Source organism: Streptomyces sp. NPDC096048 (assembly GCF_044763415.1).
Lineage (GTDB): Bacteria > Actinomycetota > Actinomycetes > Streptomycetales > Streptomycetaceae > Streptomyces.
Window position 1 is genome coordinate 624,463 of the sequence record NZ_JBIWGG010000002.1, and the last position, 19,831, is coordinate 644,293.

Below are 19,831 nucleotides of genomic sequence, written 5' to 3' on the forward strand. Positions count from 1 at the left end.
GTGGCCGTCGTGGCGCCCTCCGACGGGCGCGCGGGACCGTCCACTTCCCGGACGTCATGAATCCGTGCGCCCCCCGTGCATCGGTCGTGTCGGTTAGGTCATGCTTACTGCTGGTTCCACTCGGGCACACAGCGGGTTAGAGTCGCTTGGCGGAACGCCCGGAAGCCGGCGGAAAGCCAGGCCGACAGCCGGTCTCACCCCCAGATCGTCTTCCGAGGACACGATGGCCATGCCCCGTCCGACTGCCGCACAGTTCGCCTACGGTTCGTGCACCGTGATCTTCTCGACGCTCGCCATGCTGCTGCTGTCGCAGACGAGTTCGGGCCCCGGAATCACCGTCATCGTCGTCGCGGCGCTCGCACTCGGGCTGCTGGTCGCCATGACGGCCCCTCTGCCCAGGACGCGCACGGTGACCACCGTGCCGGCCCGCAGGCCGGCCGCGGCCCGGGAGCCGGTGCCGGCGGCCCGGGTCTCCGCGGGGGCGCGCGAACCGGCCCGCGGCCGCGCCGCCTGACACCCTTGTCCCGGGACCTCAGCGGGCGCTGACCACCACCGTCTTGGCGGCCTTGTCGTGCAGGCCCTGCTTGTAGGGCCGGTCGAAGAAGCTCCAGCCGCCCGCGATGATCGTCCAGACACAGGCGCAGCAGAAGGCGAACGGGATCCACAGCACCAGGGCGCGGATCAGCGACGTCTGCACCGAGGGCGTGGCACCGTTGTCCAGGTTGGCCACGCGCAGGCCGAGCCACTTCTTGCCCAGGGTCTGACCCGTCTTGGTGGTCATGTAGGTGTCGTAGGCGATGTAGAGCACGGCGGCGATCAGCGACTGCCCGAACGACTTGCCGATCTCGACCTCGTCGCCGTCCACTTGGTACTCCTGGACGTTGAAGGCCCAGCTGAGCAGCCAGACCACGATGCCCACGAGGATCATGTCGATGATCCGCGCGAGCGTGCGCCGTCCGCTGTCGGCGAGCGGCGGCATGCCGGCGAGCGGATCGGGGCCGCCGCCGTACGGATCACCGCCGTAGGGGCCGCCTCCGCCGGGAGGCGGGGCGCCGTAGGGGCCGCCGCCACCGGGAGGCGGGGGCTGGTTGTCGTACGGCGAGCCCGTGCCGCCGTCGCCAGGGCCGGGCTCCGGGCCCGGTCCAGGGGACGAGGGACGCTTCCTGAACGGGTCGTCTTCCGGCGGCTGCCCGCCGGAGCCGGGGGGCGGTTCACTGCTCATGGCCCGAGTCGACCGCGAACCCCCCGACGGCGCATCCGGCGAGCCGCCGTCCGGAGTACGGGGGCCTCCGGCGGTGGGGGGCGGGGGTTCATCGCGGTCGGCTGCGGGTGGGGTGTGGTTGCTCGCGCGGTTCCCCGCCTCCCGCCGAGCTAGCCCGCGACGAACGTGCGGGACGCCTTGTCGTGCCAGCACTGGTGCCACGGGCGGTCGAACAGGCACCACGCGACGCCGACGACACCGACGACCAGCAGGCCGGGCACGCTGTAGACCAGCCAGCGGCGCAGGGCCGCGCCGAAGGACGGGGGCTCGTGGGCCTCGATGTCCCGTACCTCCAGGCCGAGCAGCTTCTTGCCCAGGGTGCGGCCCCACTTGGCGGTGGGCAGCGCCTCGTAGACGACGCCGAAGAGCAGCAGGACGGCCAGGACGATGCCGAGGTACGTGGACGTCGTGCCGTCGAGCAGCCATACCGTGACGGTCTCGCCGGAGAGCTTGGCCTCGTCGATCTTTCCGTTGACGTGGTCGAGCGCTTTGCCGCCGAGGGGTACGGCGGCCACGGCGGTGACGCCGGCGAGGACGACGGTGTCGATCAGCCGGGCGGCGAGCCGCTTGCCGAGCCCGGCGGGGCGGGCCGCCGCCTGGCGCCGGGCGGCGGCCTGGAACACGTCCTCGACCGGCGGCTTCCAGGGCGTGACGGGCTGCTCGTCCCCGCCGGCACCGGCGAGCCGGTGCACCTGCTGCGCCCACGAGGACTGACCGCCGCCGGGGCCGGGCGCGAGCGGGGCGGAGGCGGCGGACTGCTGCGGGGAGGCGGCGGGCTGCGAGGCGGCGGGCAGCGGGGCGGCGGCCTGGTGGGGGACGGCCGGGCCGCCCGTGGGGCCGCCCGTCTGCTGCGGACCGGAAGGGGCGGCGGGAGCGGCCGGCGCGGCGGGAGCGGGGGCCTGCGTGGCCGCCGCTCGGGCGGCGGCGGCCTTCCCGGCGTTGAAGCCGGGGCCGCCGGCGCGCGGGGAGACCGCGCGGAAGGTCATGGTGCCCTCGTCGGCGGCGGCGCCGCCGTCCGAGGCCCGGGAGCCTTGGGCGCCCTGGGCCCCGGCCGTCGGGCGCCGGAAGACGAAGGTGTTGCCCGACCCGGCCCCCGCCTCGCCGGACGCGGTCCCCGTCGAGGCGTCCGGCCGCCCGGAACGGGCGTCGTCGCCCTGCGCGGACCGGGCGTCGGCGGACCGGCCGCCGTCCGCGGGGCCCGCGGGAACGGGGCCGCCACCGGCGGCCCCGGGCCGGGCGCCACTCGGCGCCCCCGCGCCGACGCCCGCACCCGCGTGCGCACCGGCGGGTCCGCCGGTGCCATGACCGTCCTGGGCACCGCCGACGGCGCTCGCGCGGGGACCCGGCAGGGCGGTCCCGCTACCCGCGTCGGCGGGGCCGGACTCGGCCGCCGCTCCCCCGGCCGGCCGCGCGGCCTGGGCGTGCGGGACCCTCGGGTCCGCGCCCTGGGCGGTGCCCGGCCAGGCGACGCGGTGGTTCGGATCGTCGGCGAAGCCGGACTGGCGGGAGCGGTCGGCGCCCCAGGCCGTCGCGGGTTCCGGGCGGCTGCCGTGCTGGGACGCGGAGCCGGGCGGCTCCTCGACCGGGTCCTCGTCGAAGAAGTGCGGGCCGGTCTCCTCGACGGAGGGCCGCGCGCCGGGCGGCGGTGCGAGCGACTCGCCGTCCTTGGGGGCGGGCCGGCTGGTGCCCGGCACCCAGGAGGCGCCGTTCCAGTACCGGACGTATCCAGGAATGGACGGGTCCGGGTAATACCCTTCGCGGGGCCTGTCGTCGCCGGGTGCCGGGGTTGGGGCGCTCATGTCCGTCGTCCCGTATCTGCTCGGGGGTTGATATGGGGGCTCAACATCTATCAGACGGGCGCAATCCGCACCGCCGGTCCCGCCGGACCCACCCCTTTCCGGGCAACCTCGTGCATGGACCTTCACAGCCGGGACAGAGGTGGGGGAAAAAGTTCCGCGAACCCGCGTAACGCTCGCGGCTCCGGCCGCTCTCACTCGTGCGGGCCCGTGCCAGGCGGCCCGTGCGGACCCGTACGAGAGAGGACACCCCGCCATGCACCCCAACACCACCGTCGTGGAACGCGAACTGGAGCTGAGGCTCATCCTGTCGCCCGAGCGCGGCATCCCGGTGCCGGCCCTGCTCGGCTACCACACCGACGACCCGTACGCCGTCCACATCACCTTCCACATCGACTCCGGCCACCCGGTGCACTGGACGTTCGCCCGCGAACTGCTGGTGGAGGGGGTGTTCCGGCCGTGCGGGCACGGTGACGTGCGGGTGTGGCCGTCGAAGGCGGACGGTCGCAGCGTCGTGCTGATGGCACTGAGCAGCCCGGACGGTGACGCCCTTCTGGAGGCGCCGACGGCGCAGGTGTCGGCCTGGCTGGAGCGGACCCTGTGCGCGGTGCCGCCCGGCACCGAGGGCGGGCAGCTCGGCATCGACGACGGGCTGGCCGAGTTGCTCGCCCGGTGACGGGGCGGACGGTCAGAAGAGCTTGCCGGGGTTGAGGATGTCCAGCGGGTCGAAGGCCTGCTTGATCGCCCGCTGCATCTCCAGGCCCACCGGGCCGATCTCCCGGGCCAGCCACTCCTTCTTCAGTACGCCCACGCCGTGCTCGCCGGTGATGGTGCCGCCGAGTTCCAGGCCGAGGGCCATGATCTCGTCGAAGGACTCGCGGGCACGCCGGGACTCGTCCGGGTCCTGGGCGTCGAAGCAGACGGTGGGGTGGGTGTTGCCGTCGCCCGCGTGGGCGCAGACGCCGATCGTGAGGCCGTACTTCGCGGCGACGCGCTCGATGCCCTCCAGCATGTCGCCGAGCCGGGACCGGGGCACGCACACGTCGTCGATCATCGTCGTGCCCTTGACCGCTTCGAGGGCGGTGAGGGACAGGCGGCGGGCCTGGAGGAGGAGTTCGGACTCGGCCGCGTCGTCGGCGGGGACCACCTGGGTGGCGCCCGCGGCCTCGCACAGCGCGCCGACGGCGGCGAGGTCGGCGGCCGGGTCGGCGGTGTCGAAGGCGGCCAGCAACAGGGCTTCCGTGGTCTCCGGCAGACCCATATGGGCGAGGTCATTGACCGCCTTGACGGTCGTACGGTCCATCAGTTCGAGGAGGGACGGCACGTGCCCGCCCTCCATGATCCGGCAGATCGCGTCGCAGGCGGCGGTCGCGGAGGCGAACTCGGCGGCCAGCACGAGCTGCTCGGGCGGCTTGGGGCGCAGGGCGAGGACGGCCCGTACGACGATGCCGAGGGAGCCCTCGGAGCCGACGAAGAGGCGGGTGAGGTCGTACCCGGCGACGCCCTTCGCGGTGCGGCGGCCGGTGGACATCAGGCGGCCGTCGGCGAGGACGACGTCCAGGCCGAGGACGTACTCGGCGGTCACCCCGTACTTGACGCAGCACAGGCCGCCGGAGGCGGTGCCGATGTTGCCGCCGATGGTGCACATCTCCCAGCTGGAGGGGTCGGGCGGGTAGTACAGGCCGTGTTCGTTCACCGCGCGGGAGAGCGTGGCGTTGATGACGCCGGGTTCGACGACGGCGACGCGGTCGACCGGGTTGATCTCCAGGATGCGGTCCATCCTGGTCAGGGACAGCACGACGCAGCCGTCGGTGGCGTTGGCCGCGCCGGACAGGCCGGTGCGGGCGCCCTGCGGGACGACGGGGACGCGCAGCGCGGTGGCGGTGCGCATCACGTGCTGGACCTCCTCCACGGTGCGCGGCAGGACGACCGCGGCGGGGGCGCCGGCCGGGCAGAAGCTCGCCATGTCGTTGGCGTAGGAGGTGGTGACGTCGGGGTCGGTGAGGACGGCCTCCGCCGGCAGGCCGGCGAGCAGCCGGTCGACGAGGGTGCCGGAGGCCTCCGTGACCGCTCCGGCTTGCTGGGCTGCGTCGTCTTTGTCGCGAGGCGCTTCGATACGGCTCATGATCGGAGGTTCGCACCCGGGGGCCATCGGTGTGAACCCCGTCGACGGCACCCGGCGCAAGTCCCGGTGTGCTCGTCGTATTGGCGCACAGTAAGCGCCATGGAGGTCATGAAGAGGGTTACCGAACACGGGTGGCGCTCACGCCGCGGGCGCCGGGTGCTGATCGCCTCCGTCGCCGGGTCCGTCGTACTCGGCGGGGTGCTGGTGCTGCTGCCGTGGGGCGGCGGCGACGCTCCCCCGCCCGCGCCGGGGCCGGCGGCGCTGGCGCGCGGCGCGGTCACCACGGGCGTGCCGGCCGCACTGCCCGACCTGGCCGTGCTGATCGGCGACCGGGAGACCCATCTGCGGGCGCATCCGCTGGACGGCGTGTCGTGGGCGGTGCTGGGGGCGGCCTACGTCGAGCAGGGCCGGCGCACGGCGGACACCGCGAACTGGCCGAAGGCCGAGAAGGCGCTGCGCACCTCCCTGAAGGTCGGGGCGGAGCGCAACCCGCAGGCGCTGGAAGGGCTGGCGGCGCTGGCCGTGGCGCGGCGGGACTTCCCCGCGGCGAAGAAGTGGGGCGAGAGCGCGGCGAAGGCGGCGCCGAAGCGGTGGACGGCGCACGCGGTGCTGATCGACGCCTACACCGGTCTCGGCGACCACGAGGGCGTGGGGCGGGCCCTGGACAAGGTGATGGAGCTGCGCCCGGGGACACCGGCGGTCCGGGCGCGGGCCGCGGCAGTCTACCGGGACCGGGGCTGGCGGGAGGACGCGGCGGCGCAGATCTCCGACGCGGCGGCGGCCGCCGAGGCGCCGGCCGAGCGGGCGGCGTATCTGGAGCAGGCCGGGCGGCTGGCGTTCGAGCGCGGGGACCGTCAGGAGGCGCTGCGGTTCTTCCAGGAGGCGCTGCGCACCGATCCCGACCAGCGGGCCGCGCAGGCCGGGCAGGCGCGTGCGCTGGCGGCGCTGGGCCGGACGACGGACGCGCTGACCGCGTACCAGGCGGCGCTGGCCAAGCGGCCCGGCCCGGAGTACGCGCTGGAGCTGGGCGAGTTGTACGAGTCGCTGGGGCTCGGGCAGGCCGCGCGGGTGCAGTACGACCTGCTGCGGTCACGGGTGCGGGACGCGGAGGCGGCCGGGGCCGACGAGAACCTGGTGCTGGGACGGTTCGAGGCGGACCACGGGGACGCCGCGTCGGCGGTGCGGCGGCTGCGGACCGAGTGGGGGCGCCAGCCGGGGATCGCGGTGGCCGACGCGCTGGGCTGGGCGCTGCACCGGGCCGGTGCGGACGAGGAGGCGCTGGAGTTCGCGACGATCGCGACCGACGGCGACCAGGGCGGCGGGGTGCGCAGCGCGCTGCACGTGTTCCACCGGGGTGTGATCGAGAAGGAACTGGGGCGGTACGGGCCCGCGCGGCGGCATCTGCGGGAGGCGCTGATGATCAACCCGTACTTCTCGCCGCTGCGGGCGCCGGAGGCGGAGCGTGCGCTGGCGGAGCTGGGCGAGCCCTCCGTGGAGGACCCGCCCGGGTAGCCCCGTCTGAGCGTCCGGCAGCCGCGCCCGGCCGTCCGCCGGCAGCCGCGCCCGGCCGTCCGTCAGCGGCCGCGCCCGGCCGTCAGAGGTTGCCGCGCTTCTCCTGCTCGCGCTCGATCGCCTCGAACAGGGCCTTGAAGTTGCCCTTGCCGAAGCCCATCGAGCCGTGCCGTTCGATCATCTCGAAGAAGACGGTCGGGCGGTCCTGGACCGGCTTGGTGAAGATCTGCAGCAGGTAACCGTCCTCGTCGCGGTCGACGAGGATCTTCAGCTCGCGCAGCGTCTCCACGGGCACCCGGGTCTCGCCCGCCCACTCGCCGAGCGTGTCGTAGTACGAGTCGGGCGTGTCCAGGAACTGGACGCCGGCCGCCTTCATCGTGCGCACGGTCTGCACGATGTCGTTGGTGTTCAGCGCGATGTGCTGGACGCCCGCGCCGCCGTAGAACTCCAGGTACTCGTCGATCTGGGACTTCTTCTTGGCGACCGCGGGCTCGTTGATCGGGAACTTCACCTTGAGGGTGCCGTCGGCGACCACCTTGGACATCAGCGCGGAGTACTCGGTGGCGATGTCGTCGCCCACGAACTCCTTCATGTTCGTGAAGCCCATGACCTTGTTGTAGAAGCCGACCCACTCGTTCATGCGGCCGAGTTCGACGTTGCCGACACAGTGGTCGACGGCCTGGAAGGTGCGCTTGGCGGGCGGCTCGACCATCGGCTCGGCGGCGGCGTAGCCGGGCAGGTAGGGGCCGTCGTAGCCGGTGCGCTCGACGAGGGTGTGGCGGGTCTCGCCGTACGTGGCGATGGCGGCGAGGACGACGGTGCCGTGCTCGTCCTTGACCTCGTACGGCTCGGCGATGGAGCGGGCGCCGTGCTCGACGGCGTAGGCGTGGGCGGCGCGCGCGTCCGGGACCTCGATGGCGAGGTCGACGACGCCGTCGCCGTGCTCGGCCACGTGCCGGGTGAGGAAGTCGCCCCATTCGGTGGCGGGCTTGATCACCGAGGTGAGGACGAAGCGGGCGGAGCCGTTCTCCAGGACGTAGCTCGCGGTCTCCCGGCTGCCGTTCTCCGGTCCGGAGTAGGCGACCAGCCGCATGCCGAAGGCGGTGGAGTAGTAGTGCGCCGCCTGCTTGGCGTTGCCCACGGCGAAGACGACCGCGTCCATTCCCTTGACCGGGAAGGGGTCGGCCTGCCGGGCGGTGTCGGGAGTGTGGTGTGTGGTCTGCGTCATAGCCGCAGGGTCTCCCGCCTCTGCAAGGTGCGCAATAGTTTGCGTCTTCACTGGGCAACCTGACCAGTGATACGGCGGTAGGGGCGGGCGATCTGTACAGGATGACCAGGATGACCGGCCGGGAGGGCGCGGGCATGGCGATCGATCGACTGGACGGGCGGATCATCGGGCTGCTGGCCCGGGAGCCGCGGATCGGGGTGCTGGAGATGTCCCGGCGCCTCGGCGTCGCGCGCGGCACCGTGCAGGCTCGGCTGGACCGGCTTCAGTCGAACGGAGTCATCCGCGGCTTCGGCCCCGAGGTGGACCCGGCGGCGCTCGGCTACCCGGTCACCGCGTTCGCCACGCTCCAGATCCGGCAGGGCCAAGGCGCCGACGTACGGGCGCACTTGGCGACCGTGCCGGAGGTGCTGGAGCTGCACACCACCACCGGCACCGGGGACATGATGTGCCGGCTGGTGGCGCGCTCGAACGCCGATCTCCAGCGGGTGATCGACCTGGTTGTCGGTTTTGATGGCATCGTCCGGGCCTCCACGGCGATCGTCATGGAGAACCCCGTTCCGCTGCGGATCATCCCGCTGGTGGAGCAGGCGGCCGAGGACAGCGAGGACAGCGGCAGACACGACTGAGACCGGCCTCCCGGCCGGCCCGACCCGGAGGTGAGCGGCGGTGAACTTCTGGGAGTTCCTGGGCAGCCGCCACCAGCAGTTGCTCACCGACGCCTACCAGCACGCCAGCGCCGTCTTCCAGTGCATGGTCGTGGCGACGCTGCTCGGGGTCCTGATCGGCGTCGCCACCTACCGCAGCGAGTGGGCGGGGAACCTGGCGACCCTGACCACGTCGACCATCCTGACCATCCCTTCGCTGGCCATGATCGGCCTGCTCATCCCGATCGTGGGGCTGGGCGTGCCGCCGACGGTGACCGCGCTGGTCCTGTACGGGCTGCTGCCGATCGTGCGCAACGCGATCGTCGGCCTGCGCGGGGTGGACCCGGCGCTGGTGGACGCCGCGACGGGCATCGGAATGTCGCGCGTGGCCCGGCTGGTGCGGGTGGAGCTGCCGCTGGCCTGGCCGCCGATCCTCACCGGCATCCGGGTGTCGACGCAGATGCTGATGGGCATCGCCGCGATCGCCGCCTACGCCTCCGGGCCGGGGCTCGGCAACGAGATCTTCCGCGGGATCGCCTCGCTGGGCAGCAAGAACGCGCTGAACCAGGTCCTCGCGGGCACGCTCGGCATCATCGTCCTGGCGCTGCTGTTCGACGCCGCGTACGTCCTGCTCGGACGGCTGACCATTCCGAGGGGGATCCGTGCCTGAGACCACCGGGGCGACCGCTCACCGTGCCACCACCGGGGCGACCATCGAGCTGGACTGCCTCACCAAGCGCTACCCCGGCAATCCGCAGCCGGCCGTCGAGAACGTGTCGATGGAGATCAAGGCCGGCGAGACGGTCATCTTCGTCGGCCCCTCGGGCTGCGGGAAGTCGACCACCCTGAAGATGATCAACCGGCTGATCGAGCCCACCGGCGGACGCATCCGCATCAACGGGGAGGACGTCACCGACATCGACCCGGTGAAGCTGCGCCGCAAGGTCGGCTACGCCATCCAGGCCTCCGGCCTCTTCCCGCACATGACCGTCGCCCAGAACATCGCGCTCGTGCCGAGGATGATCGGCTGGTCGAAGGCGCGGATCCGGTCGCGGGTGGAGGAGATGCTCGACCTGGTCGGTCTCGACGCCGGGGAGTTCCACGGCCGCTATCCGCGCCAGCTGTCCGGCGGCCAGCAGCAGCGGGTGGGCGTGGCGCGGGCGCTGGCCGCCGACCCTCCCGTACTCCTGATGGACGAGCCGTTCGGCGCGGTCGACCCGATCACCCGGGACCACCTCCAGGACGAGCTGATCCGGCTCCAGCACGAGCTGCACAAGACGATCGTCTTCGTCACCCACGACTTCGACGAGGCGATCAAGCTGGGCGACCGGATCGCCGTGCTGCGCGAGCGCTCCCACATCGCCCAGTTCGACACCCCGGAGGCCATCCTCACCAACCCGGCGGACGACTTCGTCTCCGGTTTCGTGGGCGCCGGGGCGGCGCTGAAGCGGCTGAACCTGACCCGCGTACGGGACGTGGGCATCACCGACTATCCGACGGTGACCGTGGAGGACCCGCTCCAGCACATCTTCAACGCGCTGCGGGCGGCCGGCACCAACGAGATCCTGCTCCTCGACCGGCGCCGCCGCCCCTACAAATGGCTCAGGCGCGGCGACCTGATGCGGGCCAAGGGCTCGCTGGCGCGCGCCGGGACGCTGGTCCACGACACGGTGACCCGGGACGCGACCCTGCGGGACGCGCTGGAGGCGGTGCTCACCGACAACACGGGGCGGGTCGCGGTCACCGGGCGGCGCGGCGAGTACGAGGGCGTCGTCGACATGGAGACGCTGCTCAACTCCGTGCACGAACTGCTGGAGGCCGACCGGCTGGACGCGCTGGAGCACCAGCACGACCTGGAGGAGGCCCGGGCGGAGCAGACCCATGCCGAGCAGGAGGGCTTCGGAGGGGAGGCGAAGGCGTGAGCAGCACTTCCGGTCCCTCATCCGGCCGGCGGCCCGAAGGCGAGGACGAGATCGGGGGGATCGCCCACCAGGACGACGACGAGGTGGAGCAGGAGCCGCGCCCGCCGTCCCCGGCGTCGACGAGGCGGCGGGTCGGCTGGCGGAAGCTGACCTTCCTGCCCGCGCTCCTGATCGCCGTACTGCTGGCGACCTGGCTGTGGTTCCGGCAGGCCGACCTGGACGCGCTGAGCCGGAACGCCCTGTCGGACGGGCAGGTCACCAAGGCGCTGTGGCAGCACGTCCAGCTGACCGTGATCTCCACCTTCTTCGTGCTGATCATCGCGATCCCGCTGGGTGTCCTGCTCACCCGCGGGATGTTCCGGAAGGCCACGCCGGTGGCGATGGCGTTCGCCAACATGGGCCAGGCGACCCCGGCGATCGGCCTGCTGGCGCTGCTGGTGATCTGGCTGGGCATCGGCCGCCGGGCCGCCCTGATCGGCATCATCATCTACGCCGTCCTGCCGGTGCTCTCCAACACCATCGCCGGCCTGAAGGCGAACGACCCGACCCTGCTGGAGGCGGCCCGCGGCATCGGTATGTCCCCGCTGGGCGTGCTCACGCGCGTGGAGCTGCCGCTGGCCGTCCCGCTGATCCTGGCCGGCGTGCGCACGGCCCTCGTCCTCAACGTCGGGACGGCGACACTGGCCGTCTTCGGCGGGGGCGGCGGGCTGGGCGTGCTGATCACCACCGGGATCACCAGCCAGCGGATGCCGGTACTGGTGCTCGGCTCGATCCTCACCGTGGCCCTCGCGCTGCTGGTGGACTGGCTGGCCTCGCTCGCCGAACTGCTGCTGCGGCCTCGCGGCCTGGAGGTGAGGACATGAGCGCGCGCCCCGGTACGGGAGGCGGACGACGCCGTACGTGGCTGGTGACGGCGGCGCTGCTGGTGGCGGCCTCCGGCTGCGGGCTGACCAGCGGCTCCCCGATGGTCGACGACGTCGGTCCCGGCACGATCGGGAAGGGCCGGCCGCTGGAGGGCGCCGACCTGACCGTCGTGTCCAAGCAGTTCACGGAGCAGCTGATCCTCGGCGCGATCATGGGCATCGCCTTCCAGGCGGCCGGCGCGGAGGTGCTCGACCGCACCGGCATCCAGGGCTCCGTCGGCACCCGGGCGGCGGTGGAGAACGGCGACGCGGACGCCACGTACGAGTACACGGGCACCGCCTGGATCACGTACCTGGGGCACGCCGAGCCGATCGCCGACCCGCGCGAGCAGTGGGAGGCCGTGCGCGAGGAGGACCTGAAGAAGGGGCTGACCTGGCTGCCGCCGGCCGAGCTGAACAACACGTACGCGCTCGCGATGAACCAGGCCAACTACGAGAAGTACCGCACGAAGACCCTGTCGGAGGTGGCCGAGCTGTCGAAGTCCGACCCGGCCGCGGTGACGCTGTGCGTGGAGGTCGAGTTCGCCAACCGGGCGGACGGGCTGCCGGGCATGGAGAAGGCGTACGGGATGGACATCCCGGCCGGGAACATCACGGACATGGACACCGGGATCATCTACACCCAGACGGCCGAGGGCGCGTGCACCTACGGCGAGGTGTACACCACCGACGGGCGGATCAAGTCGATGAACCTGGTGGTGATGGAGGACGACAAGAACTTCTTCCCGAACTACAACGCGGCGCCGATGGTCCGCACCGACGTCCTGAAGGAGTGGCCGGCGATCGCCGGCGTCCTCGCGCCGGTCACCGAGGCGTTGAACAACGACGTGGCGCGGACGCTGAACGCGAAGGTCGACGTCGACGGCGAGGACCCGCACCAGGTGGCGCTGGACTGGATGATCGAGAAGGGCTTCGTGACGGAGGGCTGAACCCGGGGGCCCGTCCCCTCCCCCTCAGCAGGTGGGAACCCTGCCCTCGCCCGTCTCCAGAGCCTCCAGCGAGTCGACCGCGCCCTTCAGGGTGGTGACCGGGATCAGCCTGAGCCCCTTCGGCAGCTCCGTCCGCGCGTCCGAACACTCCGCCTTCGGCACCAGGAAGACCGTGGCCCCGTCCCGCCGGGCGGCCTGGGTCTTCAACGGCACACCGCCGACGGCGCCGACCTTGCCGCCCGTGCTGATGGTGCCGGTACCGGCGATGACCTGGCCGCCGGTGAGGTCGCCGGCGCCCAGCTTGTCGACGATGCCGAGGGAGAAGAGCAGCCCGGCGCTGGGGCCGCCGACGTCCTCCAGGCGCAGCTCGACGTCGACGTCCGCCTCGTCGAGGTTCAGGTAGGCCAGCGCGGCGGTGGTCGCCGCGTCCTGGGACTCCCGCATCTGCTCCTCGTTGTACTCCTCGATCTCCTTGACGTCGTCGCCGCTCGGGTAGACGGCGTCGCGCGGCATGACCGCCCGGTCGGTGTCGAACCAGCTGCCGAGCACGTCCCCGAGCTTCACGCTCGCGTCGGGGCCGGTCGCCTCGATCGTCGTCATCCGCAGCTCCCCGCTCGTCTCGTGCGTGGGCGCACCCTTGATCGTGATCACCGGGGCGCCCTGGTTCCGCCCGAGCACGTCGGCCGTCAGCCCCGGCTGCGCCACGGAGAACGGCAACGGCGCGAACACGGCGGTGGCGAGCAGCGCCACGACGGGAAAACCGCAAACGGCGAGGGCCTGGGGACGCGTGAGACGAGAGAGCACGGGGTCAATCTAACGGGAAGGCCCCGGCGCTCCGGGCGCGGGCAGGCACGCGGCTGCTGGAGGTCCTCGGGGGCGCGCCGTTCAATGCCATTCCTCAGGATCGAGGGAGGCCCCGACGAAGCCGTCCCCCTGGGAAACGATCAGGTCCGGCTGCTCCACCAGCCGCACCACCTTGCCGGGGTCGAAGTCGCGGAACTCGAACACGAAATGTTCCGAAACGGCGGGCCGATCCAGCGCAAAGCCGTCGAGGTCGACCGAAGAGTTCGCCCGGTCGGCACCCTGACAAAGAACCGACACAAAGAGGGGAAAATGATCCACTTCCAGGAGCCGATCCGCCTCCTGAATCACGCCCGCGATTCCCATGCCGCCCGTGACCTCTTCACACAAGTCGTCCAGACAGTCGACCAAGGCATCCCAGTTGTTACCGTAGTAACTGGGAAATCGGAGAGTCTTCGCGAAGGAGTGGTGGATCCCCCGCTCGTCCATAAGCTGATGGGAGTCGAAGTGGTAGCAGCGCCCCCCTTCGCTCTCCAACCGGGCGAGTTGCTCTTGCACCGCAGGTGACCGGTGCGGAGCAAAAACAACCCAGGGCTCCGAGGTGCTCGTAATATCGAAATCAGCCATGTGTCGCATCACCCTGTGAACTCACCGACGTAGTAGAAGGTCCCGTAATGGTCTGGCGTGTAATAGGCGGGCCCGGGGCCGTCCTTCGGGGTCAGTAGACGTTCAGGACCTCTGATTTCTTTTCCACAGCCCGGCGCACTGCAGTGCGGAAGGTCAACCTTGGCGTTGACGTCCCATTCCTTGTATTTTCCGCCTGGCAGGGCGGACTTGTTGTTACCCCAGTTCGCATTGCCATGATAGCCGTCGACCTTACCGATGCCTCCGGGCCTGGCATTGACCTTGTTCAACATGTCCACGGCGTGTTGAGGTGCTGGACCGGGCAGAAGGCCGAGGCCGTCGGGACTGCCCGTGTCGCCGCCATGCTGATGACACAAAGGCGCGAGCCCCAGTGGGTCAGACCAACTGTGCGGGTTGTGCACGTAGGTCATCGGGTTGGGCGCCGGTAGGAGACCGAGGGGGTCCGGGCTGGTGTAGCGAGCGGTCTCGGGGTCGTAGTGACGGTGATGGTTGTAATGGAGACCGGTCTCCGGGTCGTGATACTGACCGGGAAAACGCAAGGGAGTGTACGCGGTCGCGTCCCGGTTCCATGCCGTCGTTCCCCAGAGGGTGGACCGTTGGTGCCACGCGATCTCTCCGTCCGGTGAGACCAGTTCTGTCGGCGTGCCGACCAGGTCAGTGACGATGGCGAAGAAGCGCTCGTCGACGCTCTTCTGGGGTGCGTCGACAGCCCAGAGCCGCTCGGCCTGGCTCACAGGGGAGAGCCCGTCGTGGTTCCAGGTGAGGGTGGCGTTCCTGCCGGTATCACCTTGCTCGGTGGTCTGTTCGCAGAGAGTGTTGCCGTCCCAGGTGAAAACCGTCCGTTCCTCGACGGTTTCACCATCGGCCCCGAGACGGAGTTTGGCGGTCCGCCTGCCCAGAGGGTCGTAGGTGTAGCGCCAGCGGCTGCCATCCGGCGTGACGACTGCTGTGAGACGGTCCTCGGCATCCCATTGGTACCGCCAGATATCGGGCTTACGCGAGAGACGCCTCTTGCGGCGCAAGATGACGCGCCCCAGCGCGTCATGCTCGTAATGAACCCCTCCGGCCCGCGTCAATCTCGTACCTGCGTACGCTCGCGGCCCGACGGCCTCATGATCAGGATCCCGTACCGGCCATTCTGCCTCGCTCTGGTTCCCCGCGGAGTCGTAGGCGTAGCGCTCACTCCAGCCGGCCGCGTGCACGGCCGTGACGCGGCCATGTCTTGTCGGCCTCCTTCGACGCCCGGGTCACCCACGACTCCGCCGAGGACAGCTTCGACTGGGCCGAGGACAGGTCCTCGCGGGCCTGCCTCGCTTTGATGAGCGCCTTGTCCGCCAGCGCCTGCGCGCGCTCCAGCTTCGGCCAGAAGTCCGCGAGGGCGTCACCGCACATCCCGTACGACTTCTCCAACTTCTTCAGGTTCTTGGGGACGCCCGAGAACTCCTCCTTGAAGACCGTCGCCGACTTCCCCGCCCACTCCGCAAGCGTGCCCTCCCCCGCCATGCCCTTGACCAGGCGCAGCGCCTCCGACACGTCGTCCGCGAAGTCATGCAGGGTCTTCGCCAGCGTGCGTACCCGCTGGGGGTCGCCGGGGGTCGGGTCCTTGTCCAGGTCCAGGACATGCCAGTCACTCGGCCTGTGGCCCACCATCCCGCAACCCCCGTCAGCCCACGCGCATCAACAAGCACCGTATGCACACGTGAACTTACAAGGCGCGGGCGTTCGAGGAGAAGCCGGTCGCCTCGGCAGGCCGGTCGGATGTCCAGTTCGGCCCGGACCGTCTTGCCGGGCAGGGCGACGCCCCGTGAGACGCGGTCGGCGAGTCCAGCGACAGGAGCAGGCATCGGCCGCTGTCGTCCAGCGGCCTCGGGCGTCGGCGATTCCCCGCGTGCGGGTGGCCTGCGTTCCACTCGGGTGTCGGAGACCTCGACGTGGAGGTGGACGTTCGGGGCATGGGCGAGGCGCGGTTCGCGGTCCCGGCCCGGGACGCGGCCGTGGGTCACTGCGTCGGCCGCCGGCCCCGCCACGGTTCATGCCCGGGATTCCGAGGACGCGCGCGGCCCGCAGGTCGCCCTCTCCCCCACCCGGAGCGACACGCGATACACGGCTGCCCCGGGACGTCACCGCAACGCCTCCGCCACCTCCCGCGCCGCCTCCATCACCCGCGTCCCCACCCGCTCCGGCACCACGTCGGCCAGCATCACCACGCCGACGCTGCCCTCCACTCCCGTCACCCCGAGCAGCGGTGCGGCCGCCCCGCAGGCGCCGGCCTCCAGCTCCCCGTGGGTCAGGGTGTAGCCGGGCTCCTCCACCACGTCACCGGCGGGCTGCGGCTGCGGCTGTTGCCGCGCGGAGAGGATCGCCTTGCCCGCGGCACCCCGCTCCAGTGGATGCCGGAAGCCCGCGCGGTAGGCGACGTGGTAGTCGGTCCAGGTCGGCTCGACGACGGCCACGGCCAGTGCCTCCGCGCCGTCCACCAGGGTCAGGTGGGCCGTCGCCCCGATGTCCTCGGCCAGTGAGCGCAGGGCCGGCATGGCCGCCTCGCGGACGAGTGGGTGCACCTGGCGGCCCAGGCCCAGTACCCCGAGTCCGACCCGGGCGCGGCCGCCGAGGTCACGGCGTACGAGCGCGTGCTGTTCCAGCGTGGCGAGCAACCGGTAGACGACGGTCCGGTTCACGCCCAGTTTGCGGGATAGCTCGGTGACGGTCAGCCCGTGGTCCGTATCGGCCAGCAGTTTGAGGACGCGCAGTCCCCGGTCGAGCGTCTGAGAGGTCTCCGCGGTCACGACGCCCACTCCTTAGTGGTGAGGTCGGCGGCCCTCCTCGCGGGATTGCGTCACCGAGTCCCGTCAGTGACGCGCTTCAGAGGCCGCCGATCGGCTGACGGCCCGGCCTTGTGCCCGGGCCCAGTCGCTTCACGGCTGCGCTCCGCGGCGGCGCTGCCACGGGGCGTGTGCGTAGCGGGACAGTAGCGACCTGGTTCGCTCAGCGGAAGGCTCCGTCCAGAATCCGGGCGGCGACCGGTGAGGACTACCTGTGTTTGTCCCGATACGTACAGCGCACGTAGGCGGCACCCGCGCCCCGCACGTCACTTCATGCGGGTGGCCCACTCCTGCACCTTGGCGATGCGCTGGCGCAGCTGCCCGGCGGTGGCCTCGGCGCTGGGCGGGCCGCCGCACACGCGGCGCAGTTCGGTGTGGATCACGCCGTGCGGCTTGCCGCTCTGGTGGACGTAGGCGCCGACCATGGTGTTGAGCTGCTTGCGCAGCTCCATCAGCTCCTTGTGCGAGACGACCGGGCGCCGCTCGGCGGGCAGTTCGATCAGGTCGGCCTCTTCGTCGGGCTTCTTGCGGCTGTGCGCGATCTGCCGGGCCTGCCGCTTCTGGAGCAGCAGCTGCACCTGGTCGGGTTCGAGAAGCCCGGGGATGCCGAGGTAGTCCTGCTCCTCCTCACTGCCCGGGTGGGCCTGCATGCCGAATTCGGCGCCGTTGTACATGACCCGGTCGAAGACCGCGTCGGACTCCAGCGCCTCGAAGGGCAGCATGTCCTCGCCGGTGTCCTCGTCCTGCTCCCGGTTCGCCTCGTCCATCTCCTTCTCGGACTCGGCGTACGGGTCCTCCTCGCCCTCCTTCTTGGGCTTGTCGAGGACGTGGTCGCGCTCGCGCTCCATCTCGTTGGCGAAGGTGAGCAGGTCGGGCACGGTGGGGAGGAAGACGGAGGCGGTCTCGCCGCGGCGCCTGGAGCGGACGAAGCGGCCGACGGCCTGGGCGAAGAAGAGGGGGGTGGAGATGGTGGTGGCGTAGACGCCGACGGCGAGGCGGGGCACGTCGACGCCCTCGGACACCATGCGGACGGCGACCATCCACCGGTCGGTGCTCGCGCTGAAGGCGTCGATGTTCTTGGACGCGCCGGTGTCGTCGGAGAGCACGACGGTGGCCCTGTCGCCGGTGATCTCGCGGATCAGCTTGGCGTAGGAGCGGGCGGAGTCCTGGTCGGCGGCGATGACGAGGGCGCCGGCGTCCGGGATGGCCTTCCTGACCTCGGTCAGCCGCTGGTCGGCGGCGCGCAGCACGGCGGGCATCCACTCACCGCGCGGATCGAGCGCGGTGCGCCAGGCCTGGCTGACCGCGTCCTTGGTCATGGGCTCGCCCAGCCGGGCGGCGATCTCGTCGCCCGCCTTCGTCCGCCAGCGCATGTTGCCGCTGTAGCTCATGAAGATGACCGGACGCACGACGCCGTCGGCGAGCGCGGAGCCGTACCCGTAGGTGTAGTCGGCGGCGGAGCGCCGGATGCCGTCGTTGCCCTCCTCGTACGTCACGAAGGGGATCGGGTTGGTGTCGGAGCGGAACGGCGTACCGGTCAGCGCGAGGCGGCGGGTGGCCGGCTCGAACGCCTCCAGGCAGGCCTCGCCCCACGACTTGGAGTCACCGGCGTGGTGGATCTCGTCGAGGATGACGAGGGTCTTGCGCTGCTCGACGCGGTTGCGGTGCAGCATGGGGCGGACGCCGACGCCCGCGTAGGTGATGGCGATGCCGTGGTACTCGCGGCTGAGCGGGCCCGCGCTGTACTCCGGGTCGAGCTTGATCCCTATCCGCGCCGCGGCCTCGGCCCACTGCTTCTTCAGGTGCTCGGTCGGCGCGACGACGGTCACCTGCTGCACGACGTGGTGGTGCAGCAGCCAGGACGCGAGCGTCAGGGCGAAGGTCGTCTTTCCGGCGCCCGGGGTGGCGACCGCCAGGAAGTCCCGGGGCTGCTCCTGGAGATACTTCTCCATCGCCCCTTCCTGCCAGGCCCGCAGCTTGCTGGCGGTGCCCCACGGGGCGCGGCCGGGGAAGGCCGGGGACAGGTGGTGCGAGGTGCTGGAGCTGGCGGTGGTAGTCACGGTCTCCGAAGGGGGTAGATCGGCTCGGCCACGTATGACAACCGGGCCACCCTACCGGCGCCCGGACGCGATCAACGCGCCCACCGGGGCGGGTCACCCCCGGGTGGGACGGAGGTCACAGCCGCCCCGAGCGCCCCGGGGCCGGCGCCGGGCTCACCGCTCCCGACGCCTGGTCGCCCCCCGACCGGTCGTCGAAGACCAACACCCACGCCGAGCGTGCGCGGTCGCGCACGTTGATCCCGGCGACGACAGCGGCCGGGCCGGCGAGCCCGCACCGACGACAGTGGAAATGATCCCGGTTGGCCCGCTCGGTGTGCCCGCGGCGCGGGCAGCGCTGCGAGGTATGGCGGGCGTCCACCTCCGGAAACGGCACCCCGGCCTTCTCGGCCTTCTCGGCCTTCTCGGCCTTCTCGGCCTTGTAGGCAAGATGCTGTCCGAGCTGGTGGAACGGCCAGGAGGAGAGGGGGGCGGAGTTACGCGGGTTCGAATCCCGTCACGGACTCCACCGCGCCCGCGCGGCGCAGCAGCCACAGCGTGAAGACGAGGGTCGAGACGTCCGGGGTGAGCGGGCGCAGGGTCGTCTCGGACGGGTGCCAGGTCAGGACCGTGCCGGTCGGGCCGTCCACGACCACGTCGCTGCCGTCGGGCAGCCGGCCCAGCCGGACGAGATGGCCGGCCGCCTCCCCCAGGGCCCCGTCGCCGTAGTGCTCCGCCAGGGTCGGCAGCGGTATCCAGTCGTCGTCCGCCGCGAGCGGGAACGCGTTCTCCGGCAGGCCCGTCTCGCTCAGGAAGCGGCGGGTGGGCTCGTGGGTGAGGGCCGGCGGGAAGTCGATGTCCTCGTACCGGACCACGCGGTCTCGGCCGAACTCGCCGGCCAGCAGGCGGTAGGACAGGTCCAGGGCGAGACCGGAGGCCGTGCGGCGACCCGCGGACACCAGCAGGCAGCCGATCACCGCCGACGACGTCCAGAACAGCGGCACGCGCGCGGGTGTCCGCGTCGTCGTGTACGCCGTGTCCGCCGTGTCCGTGGTGACCTCGTGCATCTTCTCCCCCGAGTGTGCGTGGGCGCGCTCCGTGCGGTGGGAGCCTCAGCGGTCCCCCACCGCTTCGCAGCCTAGGGGGCACCACTGACAGCGGCCCGGCACACCGGACGCGCCCGTCAC

At 71.7% G+C, this 19,831-nt stretch carries 18 protein-coding genes and 2 pseudogenes; 8 read left to right on the top strand and 12 right to left on the bottom strand.

The window, feature by feature from the left end; all coding sequences use genetic code 11:
- The first annotated feature begins 229 nt into the window (after window positions 1-229).
- Complete coding sequence (locus ACIQ6R_RS07530; protein WP_404219498.1) at window positions 230-514, top strand: hypothetical protein; 285 nt, start codon at window positions 230-232, stop codon at window positions 512-514.
- A gap of 18 nt (window positions 515-532) precedes the next feature.
- Here the strand turns inward: ACIQ6R_RS07530 and ACIQ6R_RS07535 are convergent, their stop codons facing one another.
- On the bottom strand, window positions 533-1,222 hold the full coding sequence (locus tag ACIQ6R_RS07535; protein WP_404219500.1) for an RDD family protein: 690 nt from the start codon (window positions 1,220-1,222) through the stop codon (window positions 533-535).
- Window positions 1,223-1,371: 149 nt separating this feature from the next.
- Window positions 1,372-3,060, bottom strand: a complete 1,689-nt coding sequence (locus tag ACIQ6R_RS07540) for an RDD family protein (RefSeq protein ID WP_404219502.1) — start codon at window positions 3,058-3,060, stop codon at window positions 1,372-1,374.
- Between the two features lie 253 nt (window positions 3,061-3,313).
- Here ACIQ6R_RS07540 and ACIQ6R_RS07545 point away from each other — a divergent pair, with 253 nt between their 5' ends.
- Window positions 3,314-3,733, top strand: coding sequence for an SsgA family sporulation/cell division regulator (locus ACIQ6R_RS07545; protein WP_404176943.1), 420 nt, complete (start codon window positions 3,314-3,316; stop codon window positions 3,731-3,733).
- Between the two features lie 12 nt (window positions 3,734-3,745).
- On the opposite strand, the gene ACIQ6R_RS07550 is transcribed toward ACIQ6R_RS07545, so the two are convergent.
- Window positions 3,746-5,182 carry an FAD-binding oxidoreductase gene (locus ACIQ6R_RS07550; RefSeq protein WP_404219504.1) on the bottom strand — a complete coding sequence of 479 codons (1,437 nt, stop codon included), beginning with the start codon at window positions 5,180-5,182 and terminating at the stop codon, window positions 3,746-3,748.
- 99 nt (window positions 5,183-5,281) lie between these two features.
- Here ACIQ6R_RS07550 and ACIQ6R_RS07555 point away from each other — a divergent pair, with 99 nt between their 5' ends.
- Window positions 5,282-6,694 carry a tetratricopeptide repeat protein gene (locus ACIQ6R_RS07555; protein WP_404219506.1) on the top strand — a complete coding sequence of 471 codons (1,413 nt, stop codon included), beginning with the start codon at window positions 5,282-5,284 and terminating at the stop codon, window positions 6,692-6,694.
- An 82-nt stretch (window positions 6,695-6,776) separates the two neighbouring features.
- Here ACIQ6R_RS07555 and hppD read toward each other — a convergent pair whose 3' ends face one another.
- A complete protein-coding gene (hppD, locus tag ACIQ6R_RS07560) occupies window positions 6,777-7,922 on the bottom strand; it encodes a 4-hydroxyphenylpyruvate dioxygenase (protein ID WP_404219508.1) in 1,146 nt (381 codons plus the stop codon).
- Between the two features lie 134 nt (window positions 7,923-8,056).
- Here hppD and ACIQ6R_RS07565 point away from each other — a divergent pair, with 134 nt between their 5' ends.
- From ACIQ6R_RS07565 to ACIQ6R_RS07585, 5 genes are read left to right on the top strand one after another with little or no spacing between them, the layout of a single operon-like run.
- Window positions 8,057-8,548, top strand: coding sequence for an Lrp/AsnC family transcriptional regulator (locus tag ACIQ6R_RS07565; protein ID WP_404176931.1), 492 nt, complete (start codon window positions 8,057-8,059; stop codon window positions 8,546-8,548).
- Window positions 8,549-8,588: 40 nt separating this feature from the next.
- Complete coding sequence (locus ACIQ6R_RS07570; protein WP_404219510.1) at window positions 8,589-9,236, top strand: ABC transporter permease; 648 nt, start codon at window positions 8,589-8,591, stop codon at window positions 9,234-9,236.
- A complete protein-coding gene (locus ACIQ6R_RS07575) occupies window positions 9,229-10,488 on the top strand; it encodes a betaine/proline/choline family ABC transporter ATP-binding protein (protein ID WP_404219512.1) in 1,260 nt (419 codons plus the stop codon). The genes ACIQ6R_RS07570 and ACIQ6R_RS07575 overlap by 8 nt, the downstream gene beginning before the upstream one ends.
- Complete coding sequence (locus ACIQ6R_RS07580; RefSeq protein WP_404176922.1) at window positions 10,485-11,351, top strand: ABC transporter permease; 867 nt, start codon at window positions 10,485-10,487, stop codon at window positions 11,349-11,351. Before ACIQ6R_RS07575 ends, ACIQ6R_RS07580 begins: the two co-directional genes overlap by 4 nt.
- Window positions 11,348-12,340 (top strand): glycine betaine ABC transporter substrate-binding protein, encoded by a 993-nt coding sequence (locus ACIQ6R_RS07585; RefSeq protein ID WP_404176919.1) that lies wholly within the window; start codon window positions 11,348-11,350, stop codon window positions 12,338-12,340. Before ACIQ6R_RS07580 ends, ACIQ6R_RS07585 begins: the two co-directional genes overlap by 4 nt.
- Window positions 12,341-12,364: 24 nt before the next feature.
- Here ACIQ6R_RS07585 and ACIQ6R_RS07590 read toward each other — a convergent pair whose 3' ends face one another.
- From ACIQ6R_RS07590 to ACIQ6R_RS07625, 8 genes and pseudogenes are all read right to left on the bottom strand, one after another.
- Window positions 12,365-13,144 carry a S16 family serine protease gene (locus ACIQ6R_RS07590; protein ID WP_404219514.1) on the bottom strand — a complete coding sequence of 260 codons (780 nt, stop codon included), beginning with the start codon at window positions 13,142-13,144 and terminating at the stop codon, window positions 12,365-12,367.
- 81 nt (window positions 13,145-13,225) lie between these two features.
- Complete coding sequence (locus ACIQ6R_RS07595; RefSeq protein ID WP_404176913.1) at window positions 13,226-13,768, bottom strand: barstar family protein; 543 nt, start codon at window positions 13,766-13,768, stop codon at window positions 13,226-13,228.
- Window positions 13,769-14,142: 374 nt separating this feature from the next.
- Window positions 14,143-15,003, bottom strand: a pseudogene (locus ACIQ6R_RS07600) (RHS repeat-associated core domain-containing protein); the annotation flags it as partial.
- Window positions 15,004-15,007: 4 nt separating this feature from the next.
- Window positions 15,008-15,436: pseudogene (locus ACIQ6R_RS07605) on the bottom strand (putative T7SS-secreted protein); the annotation flags it as partial.
- A gap of 470 nt (window positions 15,437-15,906) precedes the next feature.
- Window positions 15,907-16,572 carry an IclR family transcriptional regulator gene (locus ACIQ6R_RS07610; protein WP_404219516.1) on the bottom strand — a complete coding sequence of 222 codons (666 nt, stop codon included), beginning with the start codon at window positions 16,570-16,572 and terminating at the stop codon, window positions 15,907-15,909.
- A gap of 302 nt (window positions 16,573-16,874) precedes the next feature.
- Window positions 16,875-18,668 (bottom strand): DEAD/DEAH box helicase, encoded by a 1,794-nt coding sequence (locus tag ACIQ6R_RS07615; RefSeq protein WP_404219518.1) that lies wholly within the window; start codon window positions 18,666-18,668, stop codon window positions 16,875-16,877.
- Window positions 18,669-18,783: 115 nt separating this feature from the next.
- A complete protein-coding gene (locus ACIQ6R_RS07620) occupies window positions 18,784-19,041 on the bottom strand; it encodes a zinc ribbon domain-containing protein (RefSeq protein ID WP_404219520.1) in 258 nt (85 codons plus the stop codon).
- A gap of 100 nt (window positions 19,042-19,141) precedes the next feature.
- The gene (locus tag ACIQ6R_RS07625; protein ID WP_404219522.1) at window positions 19,142-19,711 is read right to left on the bottom strand and encodes an SUKH-4 family immunity protein; all 570 of its coding nucleotides are present in this window, start codon (window positions 19,709-19,711) and stop codon (window positions 19,142-19,144) included.
- Between the last annotated feature and the right edge of the window lie 120 nt (window positions 19,712-19,831).